The sequence below is a fragment of the Azospirillum humicireducens genome (genome assembly GCF_001639105.2).
GTDB classification, from domain to species: Bacteria; Pseudomonadota; Alphaproteobacteria; order Azospirillales; family Azospirillaceae; genus Azospirillum; species Azospirillum humicireducens.
Genome location: NZ_CP015285.1, coordinates 2,596,958 through 2,622,706 on the forward strand (window position 1 = coordinate 2,596,958; position 25,749 = coordinate 2,622,706).

The following is a 25,749-nucleotide window of genomic DNA, read 5'->3' on the forward strand; positions in this document are numbered from 1 at the left end:
GCTCATTCCGCAGCCACTCCGGAGGACGCCGCATCGCGGCGTTTCACATGACGGAGCAGGGCGACCAGCGCCGCCGGAGTCATGCCGGGAATGCGCGCGGCGGCGCCCAGTGTCGCCGGACGCGACTGGCGCAGCTTCTGCCGGATTTCGGCGGACAGGCTGCCGATGCCATCGACATCCAGATCGTCGGGCAGGGCGAGGGACTCGTCCTTGCGGAAGGCACGGATGTCGGCCTCCTGCCGGCCGAGATAGCCGGCATATTTGCCGTCGATCTCCAGCTGCTCGGCGATCTCGGGCGCGATCCCGCCAAGCTCCGGCCACAGGCGGGCGAGGGCGGCGAGATCGATGTCGGGATAGCGCAGCAGGTCGGCGGCACTGCGGCGCACGCCATCCTGGTTGACCGCAACGCCCTGGCGGGACAGCTCGACCGGCGTTGCCTGCAGCGACGCGACCAGGGCGCGGCCGGCGGACAGGGCCGCGCTCTTGGCGGCAAAGACATCGCGGCGCTCGGAGCCGACGCAGCCGATGGCGATGCCCTTGTCGGTTAGGCGTTGGTCAGCATTGTCGGCGCGCAGCAGCAGACGGTATTCGGCGCGCGACGTGAACATGCGGTAGGGTTCGTTTGTGCCACGGCCGATCAAGTCGTCGATCAGCACGCCTATATAGGCGTCGGCGCGGTCGAGAACGAATCCGTCCCGGCTGCCGCTTGCCGTCAACGCCGCGTTGATGCCGGCCATCAGGCCCTGGGCCGCTGCCTCCTCATAGCCGGTGGTCCCGTTGATCTGGCCGGCCAGGAACAGGCACGGCGCCCGACGGGTCTCCAGCGTCGGCTTCAGCTCGCGCGGATCGACATAGTCGTATTCGATGGCGTAGCCGGGGCGGATCATCACCACCTTCTCCAGCCCCGGCATGCTGGCGAGGATGCCGAGCTGCACGTCGCGGGGCAGGGAGGTCGAGATGCCGTTGGGATAGACGGTGGGATCGTCCAGCCCTTCCGGTTCGAGGAAGATCTGATGCTTCTCCTTCTCCGCGAAGCGGACGACCTTGTCCTCGATGGACGGGCAATAGCGCGGGCCGGTGCCGGTGATCTGGCCGGAATACATCGGGGCGCGGTGCAGGTTGGCACGGATCAGCGCGTGGGCTTCTTGCGTCGTCCAGGTGATCGCGCAGTCGATCTGCGGTGTATCGATCCGGTCCGTCATATAGGAGAAGGGCGGCGGCGGTGTGTCGCCTGGCTGCTTCTCCAGCGCATCCCAATCGATGGTGCGCCCGTCGAGCCGCGGCGGGGTGCCCGTCTTCAGCCGGCCGAGCGGAAAGCCGAGACGGGCCAACGTGTCGGACAGGCCGATGGCCGGCGCTTCACCGACGCGGCCGGCAGGAGTACGCTCCTCGCCGATGTGGATCAGGCCGCGCAGGAAGGTGCCGGTGGTCAGAACCACGGCACCGGCGCGGATGGACTCGCCAGCCCCGGTGACGACGCCGGTGATCCGCTGCTCTGCGTCGACGATCAGGTCTTCGGCGCCGCCCGCCTCAATGAACAGGTTCTCCTGTTCGGCCAGCAGCGTCTGCATAGCCTGACGATAGAGCTTGCGATCGGCCTGGGCCCGCGGTCCACGGACGGCGGGACCTTTGCTGCGGTTCAGGATGCGGAACTGGATGCCGCCGCGGTCGATGGCTTTTGCCATCACCCCGTCAAGCGCATCGATCTCCCGCACCAGATGGCCCTTGGCCAAGCCGCCGATGGCCGGGTTGCAGGACATCTCGCCGATGGTTTCGACCTTGTGGGTCAGCAGGAGCGTGCGCGCACCCATGCGCGCTGCCGCTGCAGCCGCCTCACAGCCGGCGTGACCGCCGCCGACAACGATGACATCATAGCTTCGCATGTGCGGGACCATAGCGGAATGGCGCTGCGGATCCAAGAGGCAGGCGGGAAGGCGAACGGGGACAAGTGCCGCAGTCAACCCTGTTTCACGTGAAACACGCCCTCATTTCCCGCCTCTCACTTCCCGATGCAGAAGTCCCGGAAGATCACGTCCAACAAATCCTCCACATCCACTCGCCCGGTGATCCGCCCCAACGCCCGGCTGGCAAGACGGACATCTTCCGCCGCGAGTTCGGGAAGCGGCGCGTCTAGTGCCCGCAACAGGGACTCCCGGCATTCGGTCAGCGCGGCACGGTGACGGGCACGGGTCAGGGAGGGCGCGCTTCCGATGGCAAGGCGGTCGGCGCTGAACTCAGACAGTTTTTCTTCGAGCAGCCTCAACCCCGCCCCGGTCTGGGCGGAGACCAGGATCGGCGACAGATCCGGGCGCGGCCCGGCGCAGGCTGCGAGGTCGGTCTTGTTGAAAACCACGACCGTGTCGCGGTCGATCAGGTCCAGCGTCGCCGGATCGAGGTCGGGCAGGGTGGTGGCATCGAAAACCGCCACCTTCACGTCGGCGCGGGCGGCGCGGGCGCGGGCGCGGCGGATGCCTTCCTCCTCCACCTCATCGGCGGCGGCTTCGCGAAGGCCGGCGGTATCGGCCAGCACGACCGGATAACCACCAAGGTCGAGATGCACCTCGATGATGTCGCGGGTGGTGCCTGCGCGGGCGGAAACGATGGCGGCATCCCGGCGCGCCAGCGCGTTCAACAGGCTCGATTTGCCGGCATTCGGCGCACCGACGATGGCGATGTGCAGCCCCTCGCGCAGACGCTCGCCCCGGCCGCCGTCATCGAGATGGGCGGCAATTTCGCCAGCCAGCTCCGCGATCACCGGACGGACGGCATCGGCGACACCGCCCGGCAGATCATCCTCGGCAAAGTCGATGTCGGCCTCGATGTGGGCGAGCGCGCGGGTCAGCCGATCACGCCAGCCGTCATAGAGCCGGCCGAGCGAACCCTCCATCTGCCGCAACGCCTGACGACGTTGGGCGGTGGTTTCGGCGTCGATCAGGTCGGCGACCGCTTCGGCCTCGGTCAGGTCGAGCTTGCCGTTCTCGAAGGCGCGGCGGGTGAACTCACCGGGTTCGGCCAGCCGCAGACCGGGCAGGGTGGCGAGCGCCTCGATCACGCCGGTAACGACGGCACGGCCACCATGCAGATGCAGCTCCACCACATCCTCACCGGTGAAGCTGGCGGGAGCGGTGAAGCGCAGGACCAACGCATCGTCCAGCGCGTCGCCGGTCTTGGGATCGCGCAGCTTGGTCAATACGGCGCGACGCGGCTCGGGCAGGGGGCGGCCGGTCAACGAGGCGAGGGCAGATCCGGCCTCCGGACCCGAAACACGAACCACCGCCACGCCGGATCGGCCGGGGGCGGTGGCGAGCGCGTAGATGGTGGTGAACATCGCTGTCGGATCAACCCTGCTGCTCGGGCCGCAACTCCCGCTGCTCCGTCGTCAGCATCAGCCGTTCGACGCGACGGCCTTCAACCAGATGGGTCTGCAGGATTTCGTCGACATCGCCAGTGCTGTGGTAGGTGTACCAAACGCCTTCCGGATAGATCACCAGCGTCGGCCCCAGCTCGCAACGGTCGAGGCAACCGGCGGAGTTGATCCGCACCTTGCCGTCGAAGCCGAGTTCACGGGCGCGGGCCTTCATATAGTCGCGCAGCTTCTCCGAGCCGTGGGCTGCACAGGATCCGCGCTTGTGCCCATCGGGGCGGCGGTTGGTGCAGCAAAAGACGTGGGCTTCGAAATACGGCTTTTGCGCTTCAATAGTTTGGTCGGTCACTTTCTTCCTTCCTGCCCCAGGGCCGACGCCATCTGGGACCAAAACATCTTCTGCATCTGTTCCATGCCCTGGATGCCGGCGGGGAGCCAGGTCTTCAACATGGTCTCCGGGTCCATGGCCTGGAGGTTCGCACGCATCCGCTCCTGGATCTCCTGCATCATGGCATCCTGCATCGGCTTCACGTCGGGCAAGCCCAGGAAGTGCCGGGCCTCGTCCGGGGTGCAGTCGATGTCGACGGTGATTTTCATGGGACCCCCTCCAGAACCGAGGGCCGGACGCCGGAAGAGGCACCGGTCCAGGCATTGGCCGTGTTGATTTTGGGGTTGAGCGCCGCGGCGGCTCATGCCCCACTATACAGATAGGATGCACTGGCGCAACGCCACCCCGGCGCCACCTATTGAGTATCGACACACCAACAGATCGGACACCGCCATGCCCGCCACTCCGTTGGGCGAAAACCTGCTGGGCCGGGAGACGAGCCCCTATCTGCTTCAGCACAAGGACAACCCGGTGCATTGGATGCCCTGGGGACCGGATGCCTTTGCCCGCGCACGCGCGGAGAACAAGCCGGTTTTGCTGTCGGTCGGCTATGCCGCCTGCCACTGGTGCCACGTGATGGCCCATGAGAGCTTCGAGAATCCGGAGATCGCCGGGCTGATGAACGAACTGTTCGTCAACATCAAGGTGGACCGGGAGGAGCGGCCGGACCTCGACACCATCTACCAGTCGGCACTGGCGCTGCTGGGGCAGCAGGGCGGCTGGCCGCTGACCATGTTCCTGACGCCGGAGGCCGAACCCTTCTGGGGCGGCACCTATTTTCCGCCGGCACCGCGCTATGGCCGCGCCGGTTTCCCCGACGTGCTGCGCGGCATCGCCGTCACCTTTGCGCAGGAGCCGGACAAGGTCGGCAAGAATGTCGACGCGCTGAAATCGGCGCTCGCCGGGATGGGGGAGAACCGGTCGGCCGGCGCTGTCGATGCCGCGATGCTGGACCAGGTGGCGCAACGGCTGTTGCGGGAGGTCGATCCGATCCATGGCGGCATCGGCAGCGCGCCGAAATTCCCGCAGGTGCCGCTGTTCGAACTGCTGTGGCGGGCATGGCAGCGCACCGGGCGCGAGCCGTTCCGCGAGGCGGTGATCCACACGCTTGCCAACATGGCACAGGGCGGCATCTATGACCATCTCGGCGGTGGCTTCGCCCGCTATTCGGTCGATGAACGCTGGCTGGTGCCGCATTTCGAGAAGATGCTCTACGACAATGCGGAGCTGCTCGACCTGATGACTCTGGTCTGGCAGGAGACCCGCGACCCGCTGCTGGAGATGCGCATCCGCGAGACGGCCGGCTGGCTGCTGCGCGAAATGATCGCCGATGGTGGCGGCTTCGCCGCGACACTCGACGCCGACAGCGAAGGAGAGGAGGGACTCTTCTATATATGGAAGGAGGAGGAGGTCGATCGGCTGCTTGACCCCGTCCTCGGCACCCACGGGCTGGCAACGTTCAAGCGCGTTTATGAGGTGCTGCCTCAGGGCAATTGGGAAGGCGTCACCATTCTCAACCGGCTGGGCGGCCTGACCCTGGCGGATGCGGACACCGAGGCGACGCTGGCCAAGGGACGCGAGGTTCTTCTGCGCGCGCGGGCCAAGCGGGTGCGGCCGGGCTGGGACGACAAGGTGCTGGCCGACTGGAACGGCCTGATGATCGCGGCCTTGACCCATGCCGCCCTGGCGCTGGACGAGCCGGAATGGCTTGATGCCGCCGGCCGCGCCTTCGCCTTCGTCCGCGACCGGATGGATAGGAACGGAAGGCTCTGCCACAGCTGGAGGCATGGGCAGGGCAAGCATACGGGCATGCTCGACGACTATGCGCATATGGCCCGCGCCGCTCTGGCGCTGCACGAGGCGACCGGGGATCCGGCGGCACTGGATCAGGCCAGGACCTGGGTGGCGACGCTCGACGCCCATTTCTGGGACGGCGCCAACGGCGGTTATTTCTTCACCGCCGACGATGCGGAGGGGCTGATCGTCCGAACCAAGAGCGCCTACGACAACGCCACGCCCAGCGGCAACGGCACCATGCTGGCGGTGCTGACCACCCTGTTCCAGCGCACCGGCGAGGATGCCTATCGCGAACGGGCCGAGGCACTCGCCGCCGCTTTCTCGGGTGAGCTGACCCGCAACTTCTTCCCGCTGCCGACTTTCCTGAACGCGGTGGAGCTGATGACGGCGCCGTTGCAGATCGTCATCGTCGGCCCGCCCACGGCGGCGGAGACACAGGCGTTGCGCCGGACTGTGCTGGACCGCTCTCTGCCGAACCGTATCCTGACCATACTGGCACCGGGAGCGGATCTGCCCGCCACCCACCCGGCGCAGGGGAAAGGGATGCTCGACGGGACGGCCACGGCCTATGTCTGCCGTGGCATGACCTGTTCGGCGCCGGTGACGGACCCGGCGGATCTGGCCACTCTTCTGGCGACGACAAACTAGTTTTGGGAAATGCTGCCTTCCCTGGGAGGAAACCATGGCGCGTCTTTCCATCCACAGCCCGCTCGGCCCCCTGATGCTGACCGGTGACGGATCCGCACTGACCGGGGTCGGGTGGGGCCGCTTCGAACAGGACGATGCGGACACTGTGCTTGCCGAGACGGCGCGCCAGCTGGACGCCTATTTCACGGGGCGGCTTCAGCATTTCGACCTGCCGCTGAAGCCGGCCGGCACCCCGTTCCGGCAAAGCGTCTGGGAGGCGATGCTGGCGATCCCCTATGGCGGCACTGCGACTTATGGCGGGATGGCGAAGCTGCTGGGCAGCGCCCCCCGTGCGGTCGGCGGCGCCTGCGGCGCCAACCCAATCCCTATCATCATTCCCTGTCACCGGGTGCTGGCCAGCGGCGGAGCACCGGGCGGCTATTCCGGCCATGGCGGGCTGGACACCAAGGCGTGGCTTCTGGGTCTCGAACGCCGGCATGCCGGCCTGGGGGCATCCAGCAGGGGGCAGGGCAATGGCGCAGCGGCGGAACAGTTCGCGCTGCTGTGAGGTCAACGCGACATCCAACGATCAACGATAAGGGAAACCAAACCACCATGGTTCATGCGATCCGCATCCACGAGCACGGCGGGCCGGAGGTTCTGCGCTGGGACGAGATCGAGGTGGGAGAGCCCGGCCCCGGACAGGTGCGCATCCGCCAGACCGCGGTCGGGCTGAACTACATCGACACCTATCACCGCTCCGGCGCCTACAAGCTGCCGGATCTGCCGGCGGTGATCGGCATGGCCGGCACCGGTGTGGTCGAGGCCCTGGGGCCGGATGTCACCACGCTGAAGGTCGGCGACCGCGTCGGCTACGCCATGTCCATCGGCGCCTATGCCGAGAGCCGCCTGATCGCCGCCGACCGGCTGGTGCCGCTGCCGAGCTGGCTCGACGAACAGGCGACCGCCGCCACACTGCTGCAGGGTCTGACCGCACAGTATCTGCTGCGCAGCACCTATGCGGTGCAGCCAGGCGACACCATCCTGGTGCAGGCCGCGGCCGGCGGGGTCGGGCTTCTGCTGTGTTCCTGGGCCCGGCATCTCGGCGCCACGGTGATCGGCACCGTCGGGTCGGCGGAGAAGGCCGAACTGGCCAAGGCCCACGGCTGCCACCACACCATCGACTACACCCGCGAGAATTTCGTCAGCCGGGTGAAGGACCTGACGGACGGGCAGGGCGTGCCGGTCGTCTATGACGGCGTCGGCAAGACGACCTTCCTGGACGGGCTGGACTGTCTGCGTCCGCGCGGTCTGATGGTGCTGTTCGGTGCGGCGTCCGGTGCGCCGGCGCCGCTGGATCTGGGGGTGCTGGCGGCGAAGGGGTCGCTGTATGTGACCCGGCCGACGCTGGCGACCTACACCGCCAAGCGGGAAGACCTGATGGCATCGGCCGCGGATCTGTTCGACGCGGTGAAGAATGGCGGCGTCACCTTTACGGTCAACCAGCGCTTTGCGCTGAAGGACACCGCGGAGGCGCATCGGGCGCTGGAATCGCGGGCGACGACCGGGTCGACGGTGCTGGTGCCGTAAGATTTTGCATTGGGGCGGAGAGGCGGATCCGCCCCATCGATCGGTGCCCTTATACCAGCGGCCCTTGATCCTGACCTGTCAGGATCAAGAGCTTCGGCGGCATGGGCCGCCGCCGCGCCAGTCGGCGCGGATACCAGCGGTCATCATCAATGACCGCTGGTATTACTCCACGGCCCAGAGCGGGTTCTTCATCTTCTTCAACATCTCCGCATGGGCTGCTGCCTCCTCCTCGCTGACTGCGAAGACGCGAGCCTCGCGGAAGGGGCGGTCGATGCGGACCGGTCCAGCGGATCCGCCCTTCGATACCGGGCCGCCGGCGAAGGACAGGCCGGTCTGCCGGCCACCCAGCAGCTCCAGATAGACCTCGGCCAGCAGCTGGGCGTCGAGCAGCGCGCCGTGCAGGGTACGGTTGGAGTTGTCGACGCCGAAGCGCTTGCACAGCGCATCCAGCGTGGCGGGCGAGCCGGGGAACTTCTGCCGGGCCATCAGCAGCGTGTCGATCGCGCGGTCCTTCGGCATCACCGGGTAGCCGGCGATCTTCAGCTCCCAATTCAGGAAGTGCATATCGAAGGCGGCGTTGTGGATCACCAGGGGTGAGTCGCCGATGAAGGCGACGAAGTCGGCGGCCACGTCGTTGAAAAGCGGCTTGTCGGCCAGGAACTCCGTGCTCAGCCCGTGGACGGCAAAGGCCTCCGGCGGCATGTCGCGTTCGGGGTTCAGATAGACGTGAAAGCGTTCGCCGGTGGCAAGGTGGTTGACCAGCTCGATGCAGCCGATCTCGACCAGCCGGTGACCCTCCTCCGGCTTGAAGCCCGTGGTTTCGGTGTCGAGAACGATTTCACGCATGATGGATCTGCCCTGGTTGATAGCCGCGCGGCGGCCAATGCCTGCCCGGCCGCCGCACCACGTCCCGCACAATGCCCTGAAGTGCCCGCCGCGTCACCAGCCGACCGGCTCCGGTCGGCACGACATGATCGGCGCGCCGTCGTTTCTCGGCATCCGGCATCTGGCGGGCGAGGATACCGGCGAACTTCTCCGCCGTCATGCCGGGCCGCGCCAGCACGCGGGCGCGCTGGACGGCGAAGGGTGCGGAGACGACGATGGTTGCATCGACCCGCCGCTCGCCATGGGTTTCGAACAGCAGCGGAATGTCCAACACGGCGATCTTCGCACCGCGGCGGGCGGCACGGGCGAGGAAGTCGCGCTGCGCAGCCTGCACCATCGGGTGCAGGATGGCTTCCAGCCGCTTCAGCGCATGCGGATCGCGGAACACTGCCGCCCCCAGCGCCGTCCGATTGGCCACTCCGTCGATCACCACGCCGGGAAAGGCGGCGTCGATGACCGGCACCGCCCGGCCGCCGCGACCGAGCAGCCCATGCACCACCGCGTCGGAATCGCAGACCGGGGCACCCATCGCCTGCAGCATGCGGGCGGCGGTGCTCTTGCCCATGCCGATGGAGCCGGTCAGGCCCAGCACGATCATGGCCGAACCTCAGCCTTCCAGGACGAAACGGGTCAGTTCCGGCGTCACCTGCGGTTCGACGCCGAACCAGGCCTTGAAGCCGGGGCGCGCCTGGTGCAGCAGCATGCCGATGCCGCCGGCCACCGGATTGCCGCGCGCCCTGGCCTCGGCCAGCAGCGGGGTTTCCAACGGCACATAGACGATGTCGTTGACGACCGCCGAAACGGGCAGGGCGCGCAAAGGCAGGTCCAGCGCCGGCTGGCCCGCCATGCCCTGGGTGGTGGTGTTGACCAGCAGCGCAGCCCCCTCGAGGACCGTTTCACGTGAAACCCAATCCACCACCGTCATGCCACCGGAAAGCCCGACCGCGGCCAGATCCGCCGCCAGTTCCTCGGCGCGGACGCGGGTGCGGTTGACCAGCCGGACCTCGGGCGCACCGGCATCGAGCAGGGCGACCACCACCGCACGGGCAGCGCCGCCCGCTCCGATCACCACGGCCGGACCGCTCTCAGCCGTCCATTCCACCTGTTCGGAGCGCAAATTCTCGATGAAGCCGAAGCCGTCGGTGTTGCCGCCTTCCAGCGCGCCGTCGTCGCCCACCACGATGGTGTTGACCGCACCCATCCGACGGGCGGTCTCGTCCAGCCGGTCGACGCTACGATAGGCGATCTCCTTCAGCGGGACGGTGACGTTGCAGCCGCGAAAGCCCAGAGCCGGCAGGGCGCGGATGGCCTGCTCGGCCCGTTCCGGCGCCACCGCCAGCGGCACATAGGCCCCGTCGATCCCGTACTGCCGCAGCCAGAAACCGTGCAGACGGGGGGAGCGCGAATGGCTGATCGGCCAGCCCATCACACCGGCGATCTTGGCCTTGCCGCTGATAGATCCACCGCTGTTTGAAGGAACCGCCGTCATTCCCTGCCAACCCCATGCACGCGCAGAAACCCGAGCAGCGGCAGCAGCGGCAGCCCGAGGATGGTGAAGAAATCGCCTTCGACCCGCTGGAACAGTTGCGCTCCCAGCCCTTCCAGCTGATAGGCGCCGACCGAGTGCAGCACGTCGTCGCCGACGCGGTCGAGATAGTCGTCGAGGAAGGATTCGGAGAAATTGCGCATGGTCAGGCGGGCGCTGTCGACCTTGTGCCACATCCGCTCGCCGTCCCGCACCACCACGGCGCAGCTGACCAAGCGGTGGGTCTTACCACGCAGGTCGAGCAGCTGGGCGCGCGCCGCGGCGCGGTCGGCCGGCTTGTCGAACCAGCGCCCCTCGCATTCCAGCATCTGGTCGGCGCCGACCACCAGCGCGCCAGGATGGCGGCGGGTGATGCGCTGGGCCTTCAACTCGGCCAGGGCCTCGGCGACCGCTTCGGCCGGTACGCCCTCCGCCCGGCCGGCGGCCTTCACTTCGTCCTCGTCGACCAGCGGCTTGTCGAGGATGGCGCCGACCCCGGCCTGCTCCAGCATCGCCGCCCGCGTGCGCGAGCCGGATGCCAGCACCAGCACGGGCGCGCTCACGTCTTCTTCCCTTCCGGGCTGAAACTGGCGCTCTGGCGCCGGGCCAGCAGCATCATGATCTCGGCAGCCGTCTCCTCGATGGACCGGCGGGAGACGTCGATCACCGGCCAGCCGCGCCGGCTGAACAGGCGCCGCGCCTCCTGCACCTCGGAGCGCACCACTTCGGGATCGGCATAGCTGGACCCCTCGCCCTGATTGAGCAGCTTAAGCCGGTTGCGCCGGATCTGCACCAGCCGGTCCGGGTCCTTGGTCAATCCGACGATCAGTGGCCGGGTCAAGAGGTCGACCTCGGCCGGCAGCGGGCTGCCGGGCACCAGCGGGATGTTGGCCGCCTTGATGCCTCGGTTGGCCAGATAGATGCAGGTCGGTGTCTTGGAACTGCGCGACACGCCGATCAGCACAACGTCGGCCTCGTGCAGGTCCCAGTTCGATTGTCCATCGTCATGGGACAGGGCGAAATCGACGGCATCGATGCGGCTGAAATACTCGGCGTCCAGGACATGCTGGCGGCCGGGCTGGCGCTGCGATTCCACGCCCAGGAAAGCGGCGAGCGCGTTGATCAGCGGATCGAGCACGGGGATGCAGGGCACCTGCATCTCACGGCAGAAATCCTGCAGACGGCGGCGCAGAGTCTCGTCGACCAGCGTGAACATCACCAGCCCGTGATTGTCCCGGATCCCCTCCAGAACAAGGTCGAGCTGGCGGTCGGTCCGCACCAGATTCCAGAAATGCTCGATCGGCCTAACGTCGTCGAACTGGATGACGCAGGCGCGCGCCACGCTGTTGATGGTCTCGCCCGTCGCATCGGACACGAGATGTAGGTGGAACTCTTTCATCCGTCCCCAACATTCTGTGGAGAACCCGGCCCAGATCTGTGGACAACCGGATCCGCCTGCGTTTCATCCCGACCGGGGGACTCCTCCTCCCCGATACGGCCAAGGGGAGGACAACTCCGCCGACCGCTTCGGAAGCTGGGAAGATCCGGCCCCGCCCGCGCTGTTATCCACGGGACTCCCGTTCGTCCAGCTATAGCATTTCCGCCGTTTCCCGGGGTAGTGCTCCGAATCGTCCACAGATCCGCGCACATGTCCGCACAAGCGCCCGGATCTGTGGATAGATTTCGGTGCCTCGGGGATCACCGTTATCCACAGCCATCCACCTCATCCTCTTCCTTTCTCCCTTTAAAAAATATAGTGAAGAAGAAGGGATAAACCCGTCCGAGATTCCTGGCCCGATTCCGTGTTGGAATCGCGGAATCCAGATCAGCATTCAGGGGAACGCACCGCCTTGTCCGATTCCAGCTCTGCCGTCCAGAATCCGAAGTCCGCGCTGAAGCCGATGCTCGCCGCTCTGGCGGGGGAGGTGCGGTCTCGTCCGCCCTTCTGGCTGATGCGTCAGGCCGGGCGCTATCTGCCGGAGTACCGGGAATTGCGGGCGAAGGCGGGAAGCTTCCTGGACCTGTGCTACAATCCCGACTTCGCGGTCGAGGTCACTCTGCAGCCGCTGCGCCGCTACGGCATGGACGCGGCGATTCTGTTCTCCGATATCCTTGTCGTGCCGCACGCCTTGGGCCAGCCGCTCGCCTATTTGGAAGGGGAGGGGCCGAAGCTGGATCCGGTCCGCAATGTCGAGGACCTGAAGCGCCTGTCGCGCGACCGCTTCCACGAGACGCTGGCGCCGGTCTATGAGACGGTGCGCCGCCTCTCCACCGCGATCCCCGAGGGCACGACGCTGATCGGCTTTGCCGGGGCTCCCTGGACCATCGCCTGCTACATGGTCGAAGGGGCGGGGTCGAAGGAGTATGCGCACGTCAAGCGCTGGGCCTATGGCGACCCGGTGGGATTCGGCCAGCTGATCGACCTGATCGTGGAGGTGACCGCGGACTATCTCTGCCGCCAGATCGAGGCGGGGGCGGAGACGGTGCAGCTGTTTGACAGCTGGGCCGGCGTCCTGCCCGTCGGCGAGTTCCGCCGTTGGGTGATCGAGCCGACGCGGCGGATTGTCGCACTGGTGAAGGCCAAGCACCCGAACACGCCGATCATCGGCTTTCCGCGCGGGGCCGGTCACGCCTATGAGGATTACGTCGCCGACGCCGGCATCGATGCCGTCGGGCTCGACACCACCGTCTCGCCGGTCTGGGCCGCCCGTACACTGCAGCCCCGCCTGCCTGTGCAGGGAAACCTCGATCCGATCATGCTGGCCACGGGTGGCAAGGCGTTGGAGACGGCGACCCGCGACATCCTCGAGGCGTTGGCCGACCGCCCCTTCGTGTTCAACCTGGGCCATGGCGTGATCCAGTCCACTCCGCCCGATCATGTGGCGGCGCTGACCCGGATCCTGCGGGAGTGGCCGGACCGCGGCTGACGACTCTTGCGATATCAGATGCCAAAGGGTTGAAAAAGCGACGGCAGGGGTCTGGACAGAGGGACGGCGACGCTCCAGTTTAGCGGTCACCATGAGCCAGCCCTCTCCCAAGACCTCCGCCTCGCAATCCCTTTCCGGCAGCCGGCCGCGCCGCGTGGCCGTCGTGCTGTTCAACCTTGGCGGCCCCGACGCGCCGGAGGCGGTGCGGCCCTTTCTGTTCAACCTGTTCGCGGATCCGGCCATCATCCGGCTGCCGAACCCCTTCCGTTTCCTGATTGCCAGCCTGATCAGCGGGCGGCGGGCGAAGCCGGCGACGGAGATCTACGCCCAGCTCGGCGGCAAGTCGCCGCTGCTGGAGAACACGGAGGCCCAGGCCGCGGCGCTGGAGGCGGCGCTCGGGGCAGATCCGGGGGCGGAGCCGGCGGCTGACGGGGCGGAGACCAAGGTCTTCATCGCCATGCGCTACTGGCATCCGATGAGTGCCGAGACGGCGGCACGGGTGAAAGCCTATGACCCGGATCTGGTGGTGCTTCTGCCGCTCTATCCGCAATTCTCCACCACCACCACGGCCTCCAGCGCAAAGGTCTGGCACGAGACGGCGAAGACCGTCGGGCTGACGGCGCCGACCAGGCTGCTGTGCTGCTACCCGACCCAGGCCGGCTTCATCGACGCGTCGGCGGACCTGATCCGCCCGCTGTACGAGGCCGCCAAGGCCCATGGCACGCCGCGCGTCCTGTTCTCCGCCCACGGGCTGCCGAAGAAGGTGGTGGCCGGCGGCGACCCCTATCAGTGGCAGTGCGAGCGGACCGCCGAATCCATCGCCGCGGCGCTGGGAATCGAGCATCTGGATTGGGTGAACTGCTATCAGAGCCGCGTCGGCCCGATGGAGTGGATCGGCCCCAGCACCGACGCCGAGATCCGCCGGGCCGGGCAGGACGGAGTGCCGATCCTGGTGGTTCCGATGGCGTTCGTCTCGGAGCATTCCGAAACGCTGGTGGAAATCGAGATCGAATACCGGCATTTGGCCAAGGAGGCGGGGGTGCCGCACTTCACCCGAGTCCCGACGGTGGGGGTGCATCCCGGCTTCATCGACGGGCTGGCCCGGCTGGTGCGGCAGACGGTCGCGGGCAAGGCGGCGGTCTGCGCCCACAACGGGGACCGGATCTGCCCACCCAACTTCCCCGGCTGCCCGCAGGCGCGGCGCTGAACCGCAACCAGAGAGGGGACACACCCGGTGCTGTACGAATGGATCAAAGCGCTGCACGTCATCAGCATCATCGCCTGGATGGCGGGACTGCTGTACCTGCCGCGCCTGTTCGTCTATCACTGCGAGGTGCCGGCCGGATCCGACATGTCGGAACGATTCAAGGTGATGGAACGCCGCCTGCTGCGCGCCATCATGAACCCGGCGATGATCGCGGCGTACGTGTTCGGCATCGCCATGATCGTGCTGACGCCGGAATGGATGAAGCAGGGATGGCTGCATGCCAAGCTGCTGTTCGTCCTTCTGCTGACTGCCAGCCACATGATGATGGCCAAGTGGCGCCGGGAGTTCGCCGAGGACCGCAACACGCGGCCGCAGCGCTTCTACCGCATCGCCAACGAGGTGCCGACTCTGCTGATGATCGGCATCGTGATCTTCGTGATCGTGAAGCCCTTCTGACCGGCTGCCCGTGAACGAGCTGTCTTCCACACCCCGGAAAAAGCGGAATCCGCGACCGACGCGGGTTTCGCTTTCGTTTGACTTGCGCCCGCCGATCCGATAACCATGTCAGGACCACGGGGTTTTCGCCCCGCGGCCTCCCACGCCCACATCTGCCGATCCGACGCTCTGTTCTTGAGCCGGGCCTGGTGGCTGGCGACCCGCTCCCGTGCGACCATTTTCCGGACGCCCTGGCGCGTGATCGTCCAAGCGCCACCCGCTGCCCACCCGACGCGACCGCGTTGCGGCTCCCGCCGCCCCCAACCGCCGTCGGCCGGGATTCCAGGCACTTCCCCTACCCCAAAGGCCACTCCCCCGCATGACGATTTCACAGGCAATCCGATGCATCTCCAAGAGCTGAAGTGCAAAAGCCCCGCCGAACTGCTGGCGTTCGCGGAGGAGCTGCAGATCGAGAACGCGAGCACGCTGCGCAAGCAGGACATGATGTTCGCGATCCTGAAGCAGCTGGCCGAGAACGACATTCCGATCTTCGGCGACGGCGTTTTGGAGGTGCTGCAGGACGGGTTCGGTTTCCTGCGCTCGCCGGAAGCCAACTATCTGCCGGGTCCCGACGACATCTACGTCAGCCCCAGCCAGGTGCGCCGTTTCGGCCTGCGCACCGGCGACACGGTGGAAGGGCAGATCCGCTCGCCCAAGGATGGTGAGCGCTACTTCGCCCTGCTGAAGGTCAACACCATCAATTTCGATGCGCCCGACAAGGTCCGTCACCGCATCAACTTCGACAACCTGACGCCGCTCTATCCGGAGGAACGCATCCGGATGGAGGTTGAAGACCCCACGAAGAAGAACCTCACCGGCCGCATCGTCGACCTGGTGGCGCCGCTCGGCAAGGGACAGCGCGGGCTGATCGTGGCACCGCCGCGCACCGGCAAGACGGTGATGCTGCAGAACATCGCCCATTCGGTCGCCACCAACCACCCCGAAGCCTATCTGATCGTCCTGCTGATCGACGAGCGTCCGGAAGAAGTGACGGACATGGCGCGCTCGGTCCGCGGCGAGGTCATCAGTTCCACCTTCGACGAACCGGCCACCCGCCACGTCCAGGTCGCCGAAATGGTGATCGAGAAGGCCAAGCGGCTGGTCGAGCACAAGCGCGACGTGGTGATCCTGCTGGACAGCATCACCCGTCTGGCCCGCGCCTACAACACGGTGGTGCCGAGCTCCGGCAAGGTGCTGACCGGCGGTGTCGACGCAAACGCCCTGCAGCGGCCTAAGCGCTTCTTCGGCGCCGCCCGCAACGTGGAGGAGGGCGGGTCGCTGACCATCATCGCCACCGCGCTGATCGACACCGGCAGCCGCATGGACGAGGTGATCTTCGAAGAGTTCAAGGGCACCGGCAACTCGGAAATCGTGCTGGACCGCAAGCTCTCCGACAAGCGCACCTTCCCGGCCATCGACATCTCCAAGTCGGGCACCCGCAAGGAGGAGCTGCTGGTCGACAAGGGCACCATGTCGAAGATGTGGATCCTGCGCCGCATCCTGATGCCGATGGGCGTGACCGATGCGGTCGACTTCCTGGTCGACAAGCTGAAGCACACCAAGTCGAACAACGAGTTCTTCGAAAGCATGAACCAGTAAGGCCGCGCCGGATCCGGGGCCGGATCCGCCGGTCTTTGGCCTGGACTTTCAGGAAGCGTCATCCCCGCGAAGGCGGGGATCCAGGTTTTCCGGAGATGCTGCTTCGGAAAGCCCTGGATTCCCGCCTTCGCGGGAATGACGGCTGAGAGAAGTGACAAGCGGTTCGGACAGCGCACAAAAAAGGGCGGGGGCCTTTCGGCCACCCGCCCTTTCTCTTTTCGGCTCTGTCCGATCCGCCTGGGATCGGAAACCCTGATCAGAACGGCGGCTGCTGCGGCTGTTCGGCTTGCTGGGCCGACTGGCGGTGATACAGCTCGGCGAAGTCGATCGGGTTGATCATCAGCGGCGGGAAGCCGCCTTCGCGGGTCGCGCTGGACACGATGGCGCGGGCGAACGGGAAGATCATCCGGGCGCCTTCGATCATCAGGACCGGGCGGTGATGCTCTTCCGGCAGGCCGGGGAACTGGAACAGGGCGCCATAGGACAGCTCGACCAGGAAGGCCACGGCCTCGCCCTGGCGGGCTTCGCAGCGCAGGTTCAGAGTCAGCTCGTAGATGTCCTCGCCAACCTTCTGACCCTGGACGTCGACGCCGATATTCACCTGCGGCTGCGGCTGGTTGGGCAGCAGGCTCTGCGGGGCGTTGGGGTTCTCGAACGACAGGTCCTTCACATACTGCGCGAGGACATGCATCGGCAGCGAGGACGCCTGCTGCTGCTCGGCGCCGTTGCTCATCTGATCGGACATAACGGACTCCTAATCGCCGGCCTTCCTCCCGGCCCTTCTCCCGGTTTGGGGCAGGGCAGGGGCGGCTGGCCGACCCGGATGTGGGGTGACAGGGTTTGGTTCGCGACGGTTGTGCCTTCGCCCAGTGGGCTGGCTATCACGGATCGGCCGTCCTGCCAACGGAAACCACCGGCGATCCGGCGGCTCAGCGCCGCTCATCCGGGCGATGCTTCCCCCATTGGGAATCGGTCAGCCGTGGCGCGTCGCCTTCCGCCTTTCCATCGCCATTCCCGTCTCCGGGCGTGACGTCGCGGTAATCCACGTCGATCACGCCGGGCGCGGGGCGGAAGGGATCGTCGGCACGGCGGGAATCGCTGGCTCCGAATCCCGGCTCGCCGAAGCCCTCTCTTCCGAAGCCGCCACCGAAGCCGGAGCTACCGCCGGCGTCGGTTCCGCCCATGGTGGTGAAGACCGGCATGCCGGCCCCGATCCGGCCGAGCAGCCAGCGGCCGATGCCCCGGCGCAGCGGACCGATCAGCAGGGCCAGTCCCAGCATGTCTGTGAGGAAGCCGGGGATGATCAGCAGAATGCCGGCCAGCACGGCACAGAAGCCGTCGAGTACCGTGCCGATCGGCGCCTCTCCGCGGGCCGCCGCGGCCTGCGCACGGGTCAGCGACGACAGGCCGCGGTGGCGGACCAGCAGCACGCCCACCACCGCCGACAGGGCGAGCAGCCCGATGGTCGGCCCGGCGCCGATCCAGTCGCCGACCTGGATGAATCCGACGATCTCCAGGATCGGCAGAAGAAGGATCAACAGCAGGGGATTCATGGTGTCCTTGCTCTTCGGGCTCGCTGCCCCTATCTAGGTTTGGATAGGTCGTCCGGTCGAAAGGCCGGCGGCTCCATCCGGGATGGCGGTTTGTAACGGGCAGGCAACACGTAATGCCGCCCATCCGCAAGGTCCAGGGGGGAGCAGGCGGTGACGCCGCGGCCACCGCCGGAACCGTCCACCGGATCCGCAATATCAAGGCCGCTTCCGCAGGTCAAATCGCTCAAGTCGTTGGAAGGAACAGATGATGGGAGACGGGTTCGTGTTCATCGAGATCGTGATCTTCGCGATGATCGCGGCCTTCCTCGTCTATCGGCTGCGCAGCGTCCTGGGCCGCCGGACGGGGGAGGAGCGTCAGCGCCCCAACCCGTTCACCCCCGCCCCGAACACCGCAAAGCCCGACAATGTCGTGCCCCTGCCGGAACGCAACCGGCCGCGTCCCGATGTCGCAGTCTCCCCGGACGAGCCGTTGTCGCTGGCCGCTTCCATCGACCAGCTCCGGGCTGCCGACCCGACCTTCGACGAGAAGCATTTTCTGGAAGGCTCCAAGGCCGCTTTCGCCATGATCGTCGATGCCTTCGCCCGCGGCGACACCGCGACCTTGCGCCCGCTGCTGGCCGACGACGTCTATGAGAGCTTTGCCCGCGTCATCCGCGACCGTCAGGCCGCCGGCGAGCAGCACGAGGCCCGCATCGAGTTCGTGCGCGAGGCCGAGGTGGTGGAGGCCAAGCTGGATGCCGGCCGCACCGCCCTGGTCACCGTCCGTCTGGTCACCGATCAGGTCAATGTCGTGCGCGACCGCAATGGCACTGTGATCGACGGCGATCCCAAGGAGCTGGTGGAGAACGTCGACATCTGGACCTTCGCCCGAAACATCCGCTCGCGCGATCCGAACTGGTCGCTGGTCGAGGTGCGTCCGGTTCAGTAATGACCCTCCGTCATCGTACCGCATTCAGCGCCATCGCCCTCTTCGGGGCGGTGGCGTTGCTGTTTTCGGCCTGCACGCCGAAGGACGAAGCGAAGCGGGAGGAGGCCAAGCCGCCGCCCGACGCCTTGACGCTGGCACCGCTGAGCTTCGCCGAGCTTCCGGGTTGGCGGAGCGATGCGGTCGCCCAGGCAATCCCGGCGCTCGCCCGTTCCTGCGCCCGTTTCAGGACGCTGCCGGCGGACAGGCCGGTCGGGCCGAACGGTGTGGCTGGGACCGTCGGCGACTGGCAGGGTCCTTGCGCCCAACTGGCGGATCTGCCGCCCGGCGACGATGCCGCCCGCGCGTTCTTTGAAGCCAACTTCATTCCCTATGCCTCCGGCAACAACGGCACGCGGGAAGGGCTGTTCACCGGCTATTACGAAGCCGAGCTGGAGGGCAGCCGCCGGCCGGATCCGGCCTATCCCGTGCCGCTCTACCGCCGGCCGCCGGATCTGGTGATGGTCGATCTCGGCGACTTCTCCGACCGCTGGCGGGGCGAACGCACCGCCGGCCGGGTGATCGACGGCCGGCTGAAGCCCTACGAGGATCGCGCCGCCATCGTTTCCGGCTCGCTCAAGGGCAAGGGGTTGGAACTGGTCTGGGTGAAGGACCCGATCGGCGCCTTCTTCCTGCAGATCCAGGGATCGGGGCGGATCCGGCTGGCGGAAGGCGGCGAGATGCGGGTCGGCTACGCCGCACAGAACGGCCACAAATACGTTGCGATCGGCAAGGAGCTGATCGACCGCGGGCATTTGAAGCGGGAGGAGGTGTCGCTCCAGACCATCCGCGCTTGGCTGCTTGCCAATCCCGATCAGGCAGCCGGGGTGATGAACGTCAACCCGTCCTATGTCTTCTTCCAGCCGCTGACCGGCGACGGTCCCAACGGTGCCCAGGGCGTTGCCCTGACGCCGGGGCGCAGTCTGGCGGTGGATTCCAAATTCATGCCCTACGGCGCGCCGGTCTGGCTGGATGCCGAGGACCCGCTCGACGGCCGGCAGCGGCTGCAGCGGCTGCTGATTGCCCAGGACACCGGCGGCGCCATCCGCGGGCCGGTGCGCGGCGACGTCTTCTGGGGCCATGGGGCGGAGGCGGAACAGAAGGCCGGGGTGATGAAGAGCCGTGGCACCTACGCGCTGCTGCTGCCGAAGAGTGTGAAGGTGGCAGCCGGCGGGTAGGGGAATGTTTCACGTGAAGCGGGGCGCCCGACGCGTGCGCCCCCGCAGCGTCACAGGATGAACTTCGACAGATCCGCGTTCTTCGCCAGCCCGCCGACCCGCTCGCGCACCAGGGCGGCGTCGATGGTGATGGTCTCGCCGGCGCGGTCGCTCGCGGCGAAGCTGATCTCTTCCAGCAGGCGTTCCAGAACGGTGTGCAGTCGCCGCGCGCCGATGTTCTCGACCGAGCTGTTGATCTCCGCCGCCAGCCGGGCCAGCTCGTCGATGCTGTCGTCGGTGAAGACCAGATCGACCTCCTCCGTCTTCATCAGCGCCTTGTACTGGCGGATCAGGCTGGCTTCCGGCTCGGTCAGGATGCGCTTGAAATCGTCCTGGCTCAGCGCCTTCAGCTCGACGCGGATCGGCAGGCGGCCCTGCAGTTCGGGCAGCAGGTCCGACGGCTTGGCGATGTGGAACGCGCCCGACGCGATGAACAGGACATGGTCGGTCTTCACCGGCCCATGCTTGGTCGAGACCGTGGTGCCCTCGATCAGCGGCAGCAGGTCGCGCTGGACGCCCTCGCGGCTGACATCGGCGCCGCGGGCATCCGACCGGGCGGAGATCTTGTCGATCTCGTCGAGGAAGACGATGCCGTTCTGCTCGACCGCGCGGATCGCCTCCGCCACCACCTTTTCCTGGTCCAGCAGCTTGTCGGACTCCTCGGCCATCAGCACGGTGTGGCTTTCGGCCACCGTCATGCGGCGGGTCTTGGTGCGGCCGCCCATCATCTTGCCGAACATGTCGTTCAGGTTCAGCATGCCCATCTGGCCGCCCGGCACGCCGGGGATGTCGAAGGTCGGCATGCCGGCCGGCGCCCCGGTGTCGGCGACCTGGATTTCGATCTCCTTGTCGTTCAGCGTGCCCTCGCGCAGCATCTTGCGGAACTTGGCGCGGGTGTCGGCACTGGCGCTGTCGCCGCAGAGCGCGTCGAGCACGCGTTCCTCGGCACGCAGTTCAGCCTTGGCGGCGACCTCCTTGCGCAGACGCTCGCGGGTCAGGCCGATGGCGGCTTCCACCAGATCGCGGACGATCTGCTCGACGTCGCGGCCGACATAGCCGACCTCGGTGAACTTGGTGGCTTCCACCTTCAGGAAGGGAGCCTGGGCCAGCCGGGCGAGGCGGCGGGCGATCTCGGTCTTGCCGACGCCGGTCGGGCCGATCATCAGGATGTTCTTCGGCAACACCTCTTCACGCAACCCCTCGGGCAGCTGCTGCCGGCGCCAGCGGTTGCGCAGCGCGATGGCGACCGCGCGCTTGGCCTCGTTCTGGCCGACGATGTAGCGGTCGAGCTCCGAGACGATCTCGCGCGGGCTGAAGGCGGCGGTGTCGGCGGATACGGAAGCGGTCTGAATCGTCATGGCGCTCACAGCTTTTCCAGGGTGACGTTTTCATTGGTGTAGACGCAGATGCCGGCGGCGATCTTCATCGCCTTGCGCGCCACGGCTTCCGCATCCATCCCGTCGATGTCGATCAGCGCGCGCGCGGCCGACAGGGCATAGGAGCCGCCGGAACCGATGCCGATCAGCCCGTCCTCCGGCTCCAGCACGTCGCCGTTGCCGGTCAGCACCAGGCTGACGCTCTTGTCGGCCACCGCCATCATCGCCTCAAGCCGGCGCAGGTAGCGGTCGGTGCGCCAGTCCTTGGCCATCTCGACGCAGGCGCGGGTCAGCTGGCCGGGATACTGCTCCAGTTTGCCTTCCAGCCGTTCGAACAGGGTCATCGCGTCGGCGGTGGCGCCGGCGAAGCCGGCCATCACCGTGCCGCCGGCCAGCCAGCGGACCTTGCGCGCGTTGGCCTTCATCACCGTCTGGCCGACCGAGACCTGCCCGTCGCCGGCGATCACCACCTGACCGTTCTTGCGCACCGACAGGATGGTGGTGCCGTGCCATTGGATGGGATCATGGGAATTGGACGCTGGGTAGGTCATGCGCAAACCATGCTGGAAAAGGGGAGCCGCCCGCTGCCCCGGAAAGGCGCACCGTTGCAGGGCGCAAGTCCCTGGAGCCGCGGCGGCAGGGCATCCGGTCTATGTGGGAGGAGCGCGGTCCCCGTCAAGAACATCACCGTCAAGCTCCCCCTCCTCCGCCCAGGGATCGGACGGAATGCCGCGGTCCAGCCGGTTCCGGTCCGCCGTCCGGGCGGTGTTGCGGCCCATTCGATCCTGTTTGGATGGCGGAGAAGATGCGTTTGGCCCGGCCGGATCCGCCCCCAGCCGGTCGAGCAGCGGACCGATTGCCAGGAACTCGACCAGCCCGGCCGGTGTGGCGGCCGGTCGACCGGCAGCGGCTGCTACGCCGATCAGCATCCCGTCGCCATCGAGCAGTGGATCGCCGGCCTCCGTCACCGCCGTGAACAGGGCGGCGGAGCCCAGATCCGCCTGGATCAGCGTGGCTCCGCGGCTCTCTCCAGATCGCAGGCTGGCGATGATCCCCTCGATTTCCTTGCCTCGCCCGCCGGGGACCGCCCGCACCGGCTGGCTGACGTGCAGGCTCCCGGTACGGACGGGAAGGGCAGTCAGCCGCGCCGGCACCTTCACCAGTGCAAAACCGCTCGCCGTGTCGCGTCCGATCACCCAGCCTGTCAGCTCCACCCCCTGTGCCGGTCTGACACTGACGGTGGGATCGGATCCGGGGAGGGCAGCCAGCAGCACGGCCTGCACCTCGCCGGCCACATCGGTCTCGCCGATAACGAACCCGTGGGAAGCGCCCGATGATCCGCCGACAGCCACCCGCGCCGCCGCGACCCTGCCGGACCCGGATCCGGTCCGCAGCAGGAGACGGCCGACCGCCGGGGACGGGGATGCCGGACCCGGCACGGGAACACCGGCCACGGGAACCAGCGGGATGGGCCCGGATCCGGCCGATGTTGCCGGGGACATCGGCGCTGCCGGCGCCGCTGCCGGGGCGGGCAGGGTGCCGCCCGACAGCAGGTTGCGGAAGCCTGCGTCGGCGGCGAGCGCCTCCACCGCGGCGGCGAATGCCTCCTCCATCAACATGGTATCGCCCTGGGGCACGCCGCGCTCCTGGGTCGTCACGCCGGTGGTGACGAGACGGTGGACCAGCCCGCCGCCACGCGCATCGTAGACCGTCCATTCCACCTTGACGCTGCCGGTGCCGGAACTGCCCTTGCTGCTGCCGGTCAGCCAGTTGACGCGGTTGCACAGCTCCAACTGTACGTCGCGCAGGTCGCCCTGCACGGTGAAGCGGGCACGGCTGCGGTTGCCGTCGGGGCTGTCGGGACCGCCGGGCCGTCCGACCACGTCGAAACCGGCGGAGGTCATCACCTCGGCAAACCGCTCCTCGAAGGTCGACCCCCGGCGCATGTTGACGCCGCTGGTCCAATAAACGTCGTCATAGGGCGGGGCGCAGTCGATGCCCCAGACATAGCGGCCGATCTGCATTCCCCGCCGCATCGATCCGATGGCAAGCTCGCCGAAGCGGAAGGGCGCGGTGGTTCCGGCAGCAACCGGGGGGGCGGATCTGCCGGCCTGCGGGGGCGGGGGGCCACCGCCGCAGCCGGCCGGCAGCAGGCCGAGAAAGAGCAACAATGCTGCGGCGATCGGGCGCGGAAAGATCGTCATAAGCGGATATGCACGCAGGAAGTGTATGGAACTGTACCCTGCACACCATTGCAGGACAATCGTCGGAATGGACGGGCTGCGCATCAATCATGCCGGATGCTGGCGCGCAGGGATGCTTCCTGCTACAAAATCGCCATGGACCAGACCCCCATCAACGGCGGCCGCCGCGCCTCGATCGAGCGGAACACCACAGAGACCCGGATCCGGGTCGCGCTGAACCTTGACGGCACCGGCGTCTATGACGTCAAGACGGGGGTCGGCTTCCTCGACCATATGCTGGAACAGCTGTCGCGCCACAGCCTGATGGACCTGACGGTCCTGGCCGACGGCGACCTCCACATCGACTATCACCACACGACCGAGGATACCGGCATCGCCATCGGCATGGCGGTGGCGAAGGCGCTGGGCGACCGCAAGGGCATCCAGCGCTACGGCCATTCCTATGTCCCGATGGACGAGACGCTGACGCGGGTGGCGCTGGACTTCTCCAACCGGCCCTATCTGATCTGGAAGGTGAATTTCACCCGCGACAAGATCGGCGATTTCGACACCGAGCTGTTCCGGGAGTGGTTCCAGGCCTTCGCCATGGCCGCCGGCGTGACGCTGCACGTCGAAAACCTGTATGGCGAGAACAACCACCACATCGTGGAAAGCTGCTACAAGGCGCTTGCCCGCGCGCTGCGCGCCGGGGTGGAGATCGACCCGCGCAAGCGCGATGCGGTGCCCTCCACCAAGGGCACGCTCGGCGGATCGCTCTGACGGCGGGGACCTGAAGTCCCCCTCCGCCGTCCTACCGGAAGGTTTGTCACGTCCATGGAAACGGTCGCGCTGATCGATTACGGCTCCGGCAACCTGCGCTCCGCCGCCAAGGCGATCGAGCGCGCGGCCGGCGAAGCCGAGGCCTCCTACACCGTCCTCGTCACCTCCGACGCCGATGCCGTCCGCCGGGCCGACCGCGTGGTCCTGCCCGGCGTCGGCGCCTTCGCCGACTGCAAGCGCGGCCTGTCGGAGGTTCCCGGCATGCTCGAGGCGCTGGAGGAGGTGGTGCACCGCCGCGGCCGGCCCTTCCTGGGCATCTGCGTCGGCATGCAGCTGATGGCCGAACGCGGGCGCGAATATGGCGTGACCGAGGGGCTGGGCTGGATCCGGGGCGAGGTGGTGAAGCTGGAGCCGGCGGATCCGGCCCTGAAAATCCCGCATATGGGCTGGAACGAGCTGAACATCCGCCATCCGCACCCGGTCCTCGCCGGGCTGCCGGAGGGCGCGCATGCCTATTTCGTCCATTCCTACCAGTTCAAGCTGGCCGATCCCGCCACGCTGATCGCGTCGGCCGACTATGGCGGCCCGTTCGCCGCGGTGGTCGGGCGCGACAATCTGGTCGGCACCCAATTTCACCCGGAGAAGAGCCAGGCGACGGGTCTGGCGCTGATCGCCAACTTCCTGCGCTGGAAGGTCTGACGCGATGGCAGAGATCGCCATCGACAAGGTCGATGCGCTGAAAACCGCCGACCTGCATGACCTCTGCGACGCGGCCGACGACGCCATCCGGGCCGGCGGCGGCTTCGGCTGGGTCGAGCCGCCGCCACGCGACGTGATGGAGCGGTTCTGGAAGGGTGTGCTGGTGGTGCCGGAACGGGTGCTGTTCGTTGCCCGCCTCGACGGGGTGGTGGCCGGATCCGCCCAGCTGGTCAAGCCGCCGCGCAACAACGAGGCGCAGGCCCACGCCGCCCAGCTGACCACCAGCTTCGTCGCTCCCTGGGCGCGCGGCCACGGCCTCGCCCGCCGGCTGACCATGGCGGTGATGGACGAAGCCTGCAGCGCCGGGTTCCGGGTGCTGAATCTGGACGTCCGCGTGACGCAGGAGGCGGCCATCGCGCTCTATGAATCGCTCGGCTTCAGGCGCTGGGGAACCCATCCCTTCTATGCGCTGGTGCAGGGCAAGCCGCTCGCCGGACATTTCTACTGCAAAGACCTTCAGCCTGCCCCCCAGCCGCCCGCCCAATAACCGCCAGCAAGCCATAGGACGACGCC

Annotated in this window: 26 protein-coding genes; 12 read left to right on the top strand and 14 right to left on the bottom strand. The window is 67.3% G+C overall.

The window, feature by feature from the left end; genetic code table 11:
• Positions 1-2: 2 nt before the first annotated feature.
• From mnmG to A6A40_RS12200, 4 genes are all read right to left on the bottom strand, one after another.
• Positions 3-1,883, bottom strand: a complete 1,881-nt coding sequence (mnmG, locus tag A6A40_RS12185) for a tRNA uridine-5-carboxymethylaminomethyl(34) synthesis enzyme MnmG (RefSeq protein ID WP_162363815.1) — start codon at positions 1,881-1,883, stop codon at positions 3-5.
• A gap of 116 nt (positions 1,884-1,999) precedes the next feature.
• Positions 2,000-3,328: a tRNA uridine-5-carboxymethylaminomethyl(34) synthesis GTPase MnmE gene (mnmE, locus tag A6A40_RS12190; RefSeq protein ID WP_063635625.1), complete on the bottom strand. Its 1,329-nt coding sequence runs from the start codon at positions 3,326-3,328 to the stop codon at positions 2,000-2,002.
• 10 nt (positions 3,329-3,338) lie between these two features.
• On the bottom strand, positions 3,339-3,713 hold the full coding sequence (locus A6A40_RS12195; protein ID WP_063635626.1) for a (2Fe-2S) ferredoxin domain-containing protein: 375 nt from the start codon (positions 3,711-3,713) through the stop codon (positions 3,339-3,341).
• Entirely contained in the window at positions 3,710-3,961 is a 252-nt protein-coding gene (locus A6A40_RS12200) for a DUF6489 family protein (RefSeq protein WP_063635627.1), read from the bottom strand. Before A6A40_RS12200 ends, A6A40_RS12195 begins: the two co-directional genes overlap by 4 nt.
• A 184-nt stretch (positions 3,962-4,145) precedes the next feature.
• Here A6A40_RS12200 and A6A40_RS12205 point away from each other — a divergent pair, with 184 nt between their 5' ends.
• From A6A40_RS12205 to A6A40_RS12215, 3 genes are read left to right on the top strand one after another with little or no spacing between them, the layout of a single operon-like run.
• Positions 4,146-6,197 carry a thioredoxin domain-containing protein gene (locus A6A40_RS12205; RefSeq protein ID WP_063635628.1) on the top strand — a complete coding sequence of 684 codons (2,052 nt, stop codon included), beginning with the start codon at positions 4,146-4,148 and terminating at the stop codon, positions 6,195-6,197.
• Positions 6,198-6,231: 34 nt separating this feature from the next.
• Positions 6,232-6,744 carry a methylated-DNA--[protein]-cysteine S-methyltransferase gene (locus A6A40_RS12210; RefSeq protein ID WP_063635629.1) on the top strand — a complete coding sequence of 171 codons (513 nt, stop codon included), beginning with the start codon at positions 6,232-6,234 and terminating at the stop codon, positions 6,742-6,744.
• 47 nt (positions 6,745-6,791) lie between these two features.
• Positions 6,792-7,766, top strand: coding sequence for a quinone oxidoreductase family protein (locus A6A40_RS12215; protein WP_063635630.1), 975 nt, complete (start codon positions 6,792-6,794; stop codon positions 7,764-7,766).
• Between the two features lie 162 nt (positions 7,767-7,928).
• On the opposite strand, the gene dnaQ is transcribed toward A6A40_RS12215, so the two are convergent.
• Genes dnaQ through A6A40_RS12240 form a run of 5 tightly spaced genes read right to left on the bottom strand, consistent with a single transcriptional unit; the run spans position 7,929 to position 11,575 of the window.
• On the bottom strand, positions 7,929-8,612 hold the full coding sequence (gene dnaQ / locus A6A40_RS12220) for a DNA polymerase III subunit epsilon (RefSeq protein WP_063635631.1): 684 nt from the start codon (positions 8,610-8,612) through the stop codon (positions 7,929-7,931).
• Positions 8,605-9,249, bottom strand: a complete 645-nt coding sequence (gene coaE / locus A6A40_RS12225; protein WP_063635632.1) for a dephospho-CoA kinase — start codon at positions 9,247-9,249, stop codon at positions 8,605-8,607. The genes dnaQ and coaE overlap by 8 nt, the downstream gene beginning before the upstream one ends.
• 9 nt (positions 9,250-9,258) lie before the next feature.
• Positions 9,259-10,140 carry a shikimate dehydrogenase gene (locus A6A40_RS12230; protein WP_063635633.1) on the bottom strand — a complete coding sequence of 294 codons (882 nt, stop codon included), beginning with the start codon at positions 10,138-10,140 and terminating at the stop codon, positions 9,259-9,261.
• Entirely contained in the window at positions 10,137-10,688 is a 552-nt protein-coding gene (locus A6A40_RS12235) for a Maf family protein (RefSeq protein WP_418208612.1), read from the bottom strand. Before A6A40_RS12235 ends, A6A40_RS12230 begins: the two co-directional genes overlap by 4 nt.
• Positions 10,689-10,735: 47 nt before the next feature.
• On the bottom strand, positions 10,736-11,575 hold the full coding sequence (locus tag A6A40_RS12240; protein WP_063635635.1) for a pyruvate, water dikinase regulatory protein: 840 nt from the start codon (positions 11,573-11,575) through the stop codon (positions 10,736-10,738).
• Positions 11,576-12,077: 502 nt separating this feature from the next.
• Here A6A40_RS12240 and hemE point away from each other — a divergent pair.
• The 4 genes from hemE to rho all read left to right on the top strand — a co-directional run bounded on the left by hemE (position 12,078) and on the right by rho (position 16,404).
• Complete coding sequence (gene hemE, locus A6A40_RS12245; RefSeq protein ID WP_063636263.1) at positions 12,078-13,103, top strand: uroporphyrinogen decarboxylase; 1,026 nt, start codon at positions 12,078-12,080, stop codon at positions 13,101-13,103.
• Between the two features lie 91 nt (positions 13,104-13,194).
• Positions 13,195-14,310, top strand: coding sequence for a ferrochelatase (gene hemH, locus A6A40_RS12250; protein WP_063635636.1), 1,116 nt, complete (start codon positions 13,195-13,197; stop codon positions 14,308-14,310).
• 27 nt (positions 14,311-14,337) lie between these two features.
• Positions 14,338-14,766, top strand: a complete 429-nt coding sequence (hemJ, locus tag A6A40_RS12255) for a protoporphyrinogen oxidase HemJ (protein WP_082860803.1) — start codon at positions 14,338-14,340, stop codon at positions 14,764-14,766.
• Between the two features lie 381 nt (positions 14,767-15,147).
• Complete coding sequence (gene rho, locus A6A40_RS12260) at positions 15,148-16,404, top strand: transcription termination factor Rho (protein WP_014249179.1); 1,257 nt, start codon at positions 15,148-15,150, stop codon at positions 16,402-16,404.
• 256 nt (positions 16,405-16,660) lie between these two features.
• On the opposite strand, the gene secB is transcribed toward rho, so the two are convergent.
• Entirely contained in the window at positions 16,661-17,149 is a 489-nt protein-coding gene (secB, locus tag A6A40_RS12265) for a protein-export chaperone SecB (protein ID WP_063635637.1), read from the bottom strand.
• Between the two features lie 184 nt (positions 17,150-17,333).
• Positions 17,334-17,957: an FxsA family protein gene (locus A6A40_RS12270; RefSeq protein WP_063635638.1), complete on the bottom strand. Its 624-nt coding sequence runs from the start codon at positions 17,955-17,957 to the stop codon at positions 17,334-17,336.
• Between the two features lie 247 nt (positions 17,958-18,204).
• Here A6A40_RS12270 and A6A40_RS12275 point away from each other — a divergent pair, with 247 nt between their 5' ends.
• Positions 18,205-18,885: a Tim44/TimA family putative adaptor protein gene (locus A6A40_RS12275; RefSeq protein WP_063636265.1), complete on the top strand. Its 681-nt coding sequence runs from the start codon at positions 18,205-18,207 to the stop codon at positions 18,883-18,885.
• Entirely contained in the window at positions 18,885-20,099 is a 1,215-nt protein-coding gene (gene mltA, locus A6A40_RS12280) for a murein transglycosylase A (RefSeq protein ID WP_063635639.1), read from the top strand. The genes A6A40_RS12275 and mltA overlap by 1 nt, the downstream gene beginning before the upstream one ends.
• 50 nt (positions 20,100-20,149) lie before the next feature.
• Here mltA and hslU read toward each other — a convergent pair whose 3' ends face one another.
• The 3 genes from hslU to A6A40_RS12295 all read right to left on the bottom strand — a co-directional run bounded on the left by hslU (position 20,150) and on the right by A6A40_RS12295 (position 23,718).
• Positions 20,150-21,496: an ATP-dependent protease ATPase subunit HslU gene (gene hslU / locus A6A40_RS12285; protein ID WP_063635640.1), complete on the bottom strand. Its 1,347-nt coding sequence runs from the start codon at positions 21,494-21,496 to the stop codon at positions 20,150-20,152.
• A 5-nt stretch (positions 21,497-21,501) separates the two neighbouring features.
• On the bottom strand, positions 21,502-22,065 hold the full coding sequence (gene hslV / locus A6A40_RS12290; protein WP_063635641.1) for an ATP-dependent protease subunit HslV: 564 nt from the start codon (positions 22,063-22,065) through the stop codon (positions 21,502-21,504).
• 99 nt (positions 22,066-22,164) lie between these two features.
• Positions 22,165-23,718, bottom strand: a complete 1,554-nt coding sequence (locus tag A6A40_RS12295) for a serine protease family protein (protein ID WP_063635642.1) — start codon at positions 23,716-23,718, stop codon at positions 22,165-22,167.
• 135 nt (positions 23,719-23,853) lie between these two features.
• On the opposite strand from A6A40_RS12295, the gene hisB reads away from it, so the two are divergent.
• The 3 genes from hisB to A6A40_RS12310 are packed head-to-tail and all read left to right on the top strand — an operon-like array spanning position 23,854 to position 25,723.
• The gene (gene hisB / locus A6A40_RS12300; RefSeq protein WP_044550958.1) at positions 23,854-24,477 is read left to right on the top strand and encodes an imidazoleglycerol-phosphate dehydratase HisB; all 624 of its coding nucleotides are present in this window, start codon (positions 23,854-23,856) and stop codon (positions 24,475-24,477) included.
• A 54-nt stretch (positions 24,478-24,531) separates the two neighbouring features.
• The gene (gene hisH, locus A6A40_RS12305; RefSeq protein ID WP_063635643.1) at positions 24,532-25,176 is read left to right on the top strand and encodes an imidazole glycerol phosphate synthase subunit HisH; all 645 of its coding nucleotides are present in this window, start codon (positions 24,532-24,534) and stop codon (positions 25,174-25,176) included.
• Positions 25,177-25,180: 4 nt separating this feature from the next.
• Positions 25,181-25,723 (top strand): GNAT family N-acetyltransferase, encoded by a 543-nt coding sequence (locus tag A6A40_RS12310; RefSeq protein ID WP_063635644.1) that lies wholly within the window; start codon positions 25,181-25,183, stop codon positions 25,721-25,723.
• Positions 25,724-25,749 lie beyond the last annotated feature (26 nt).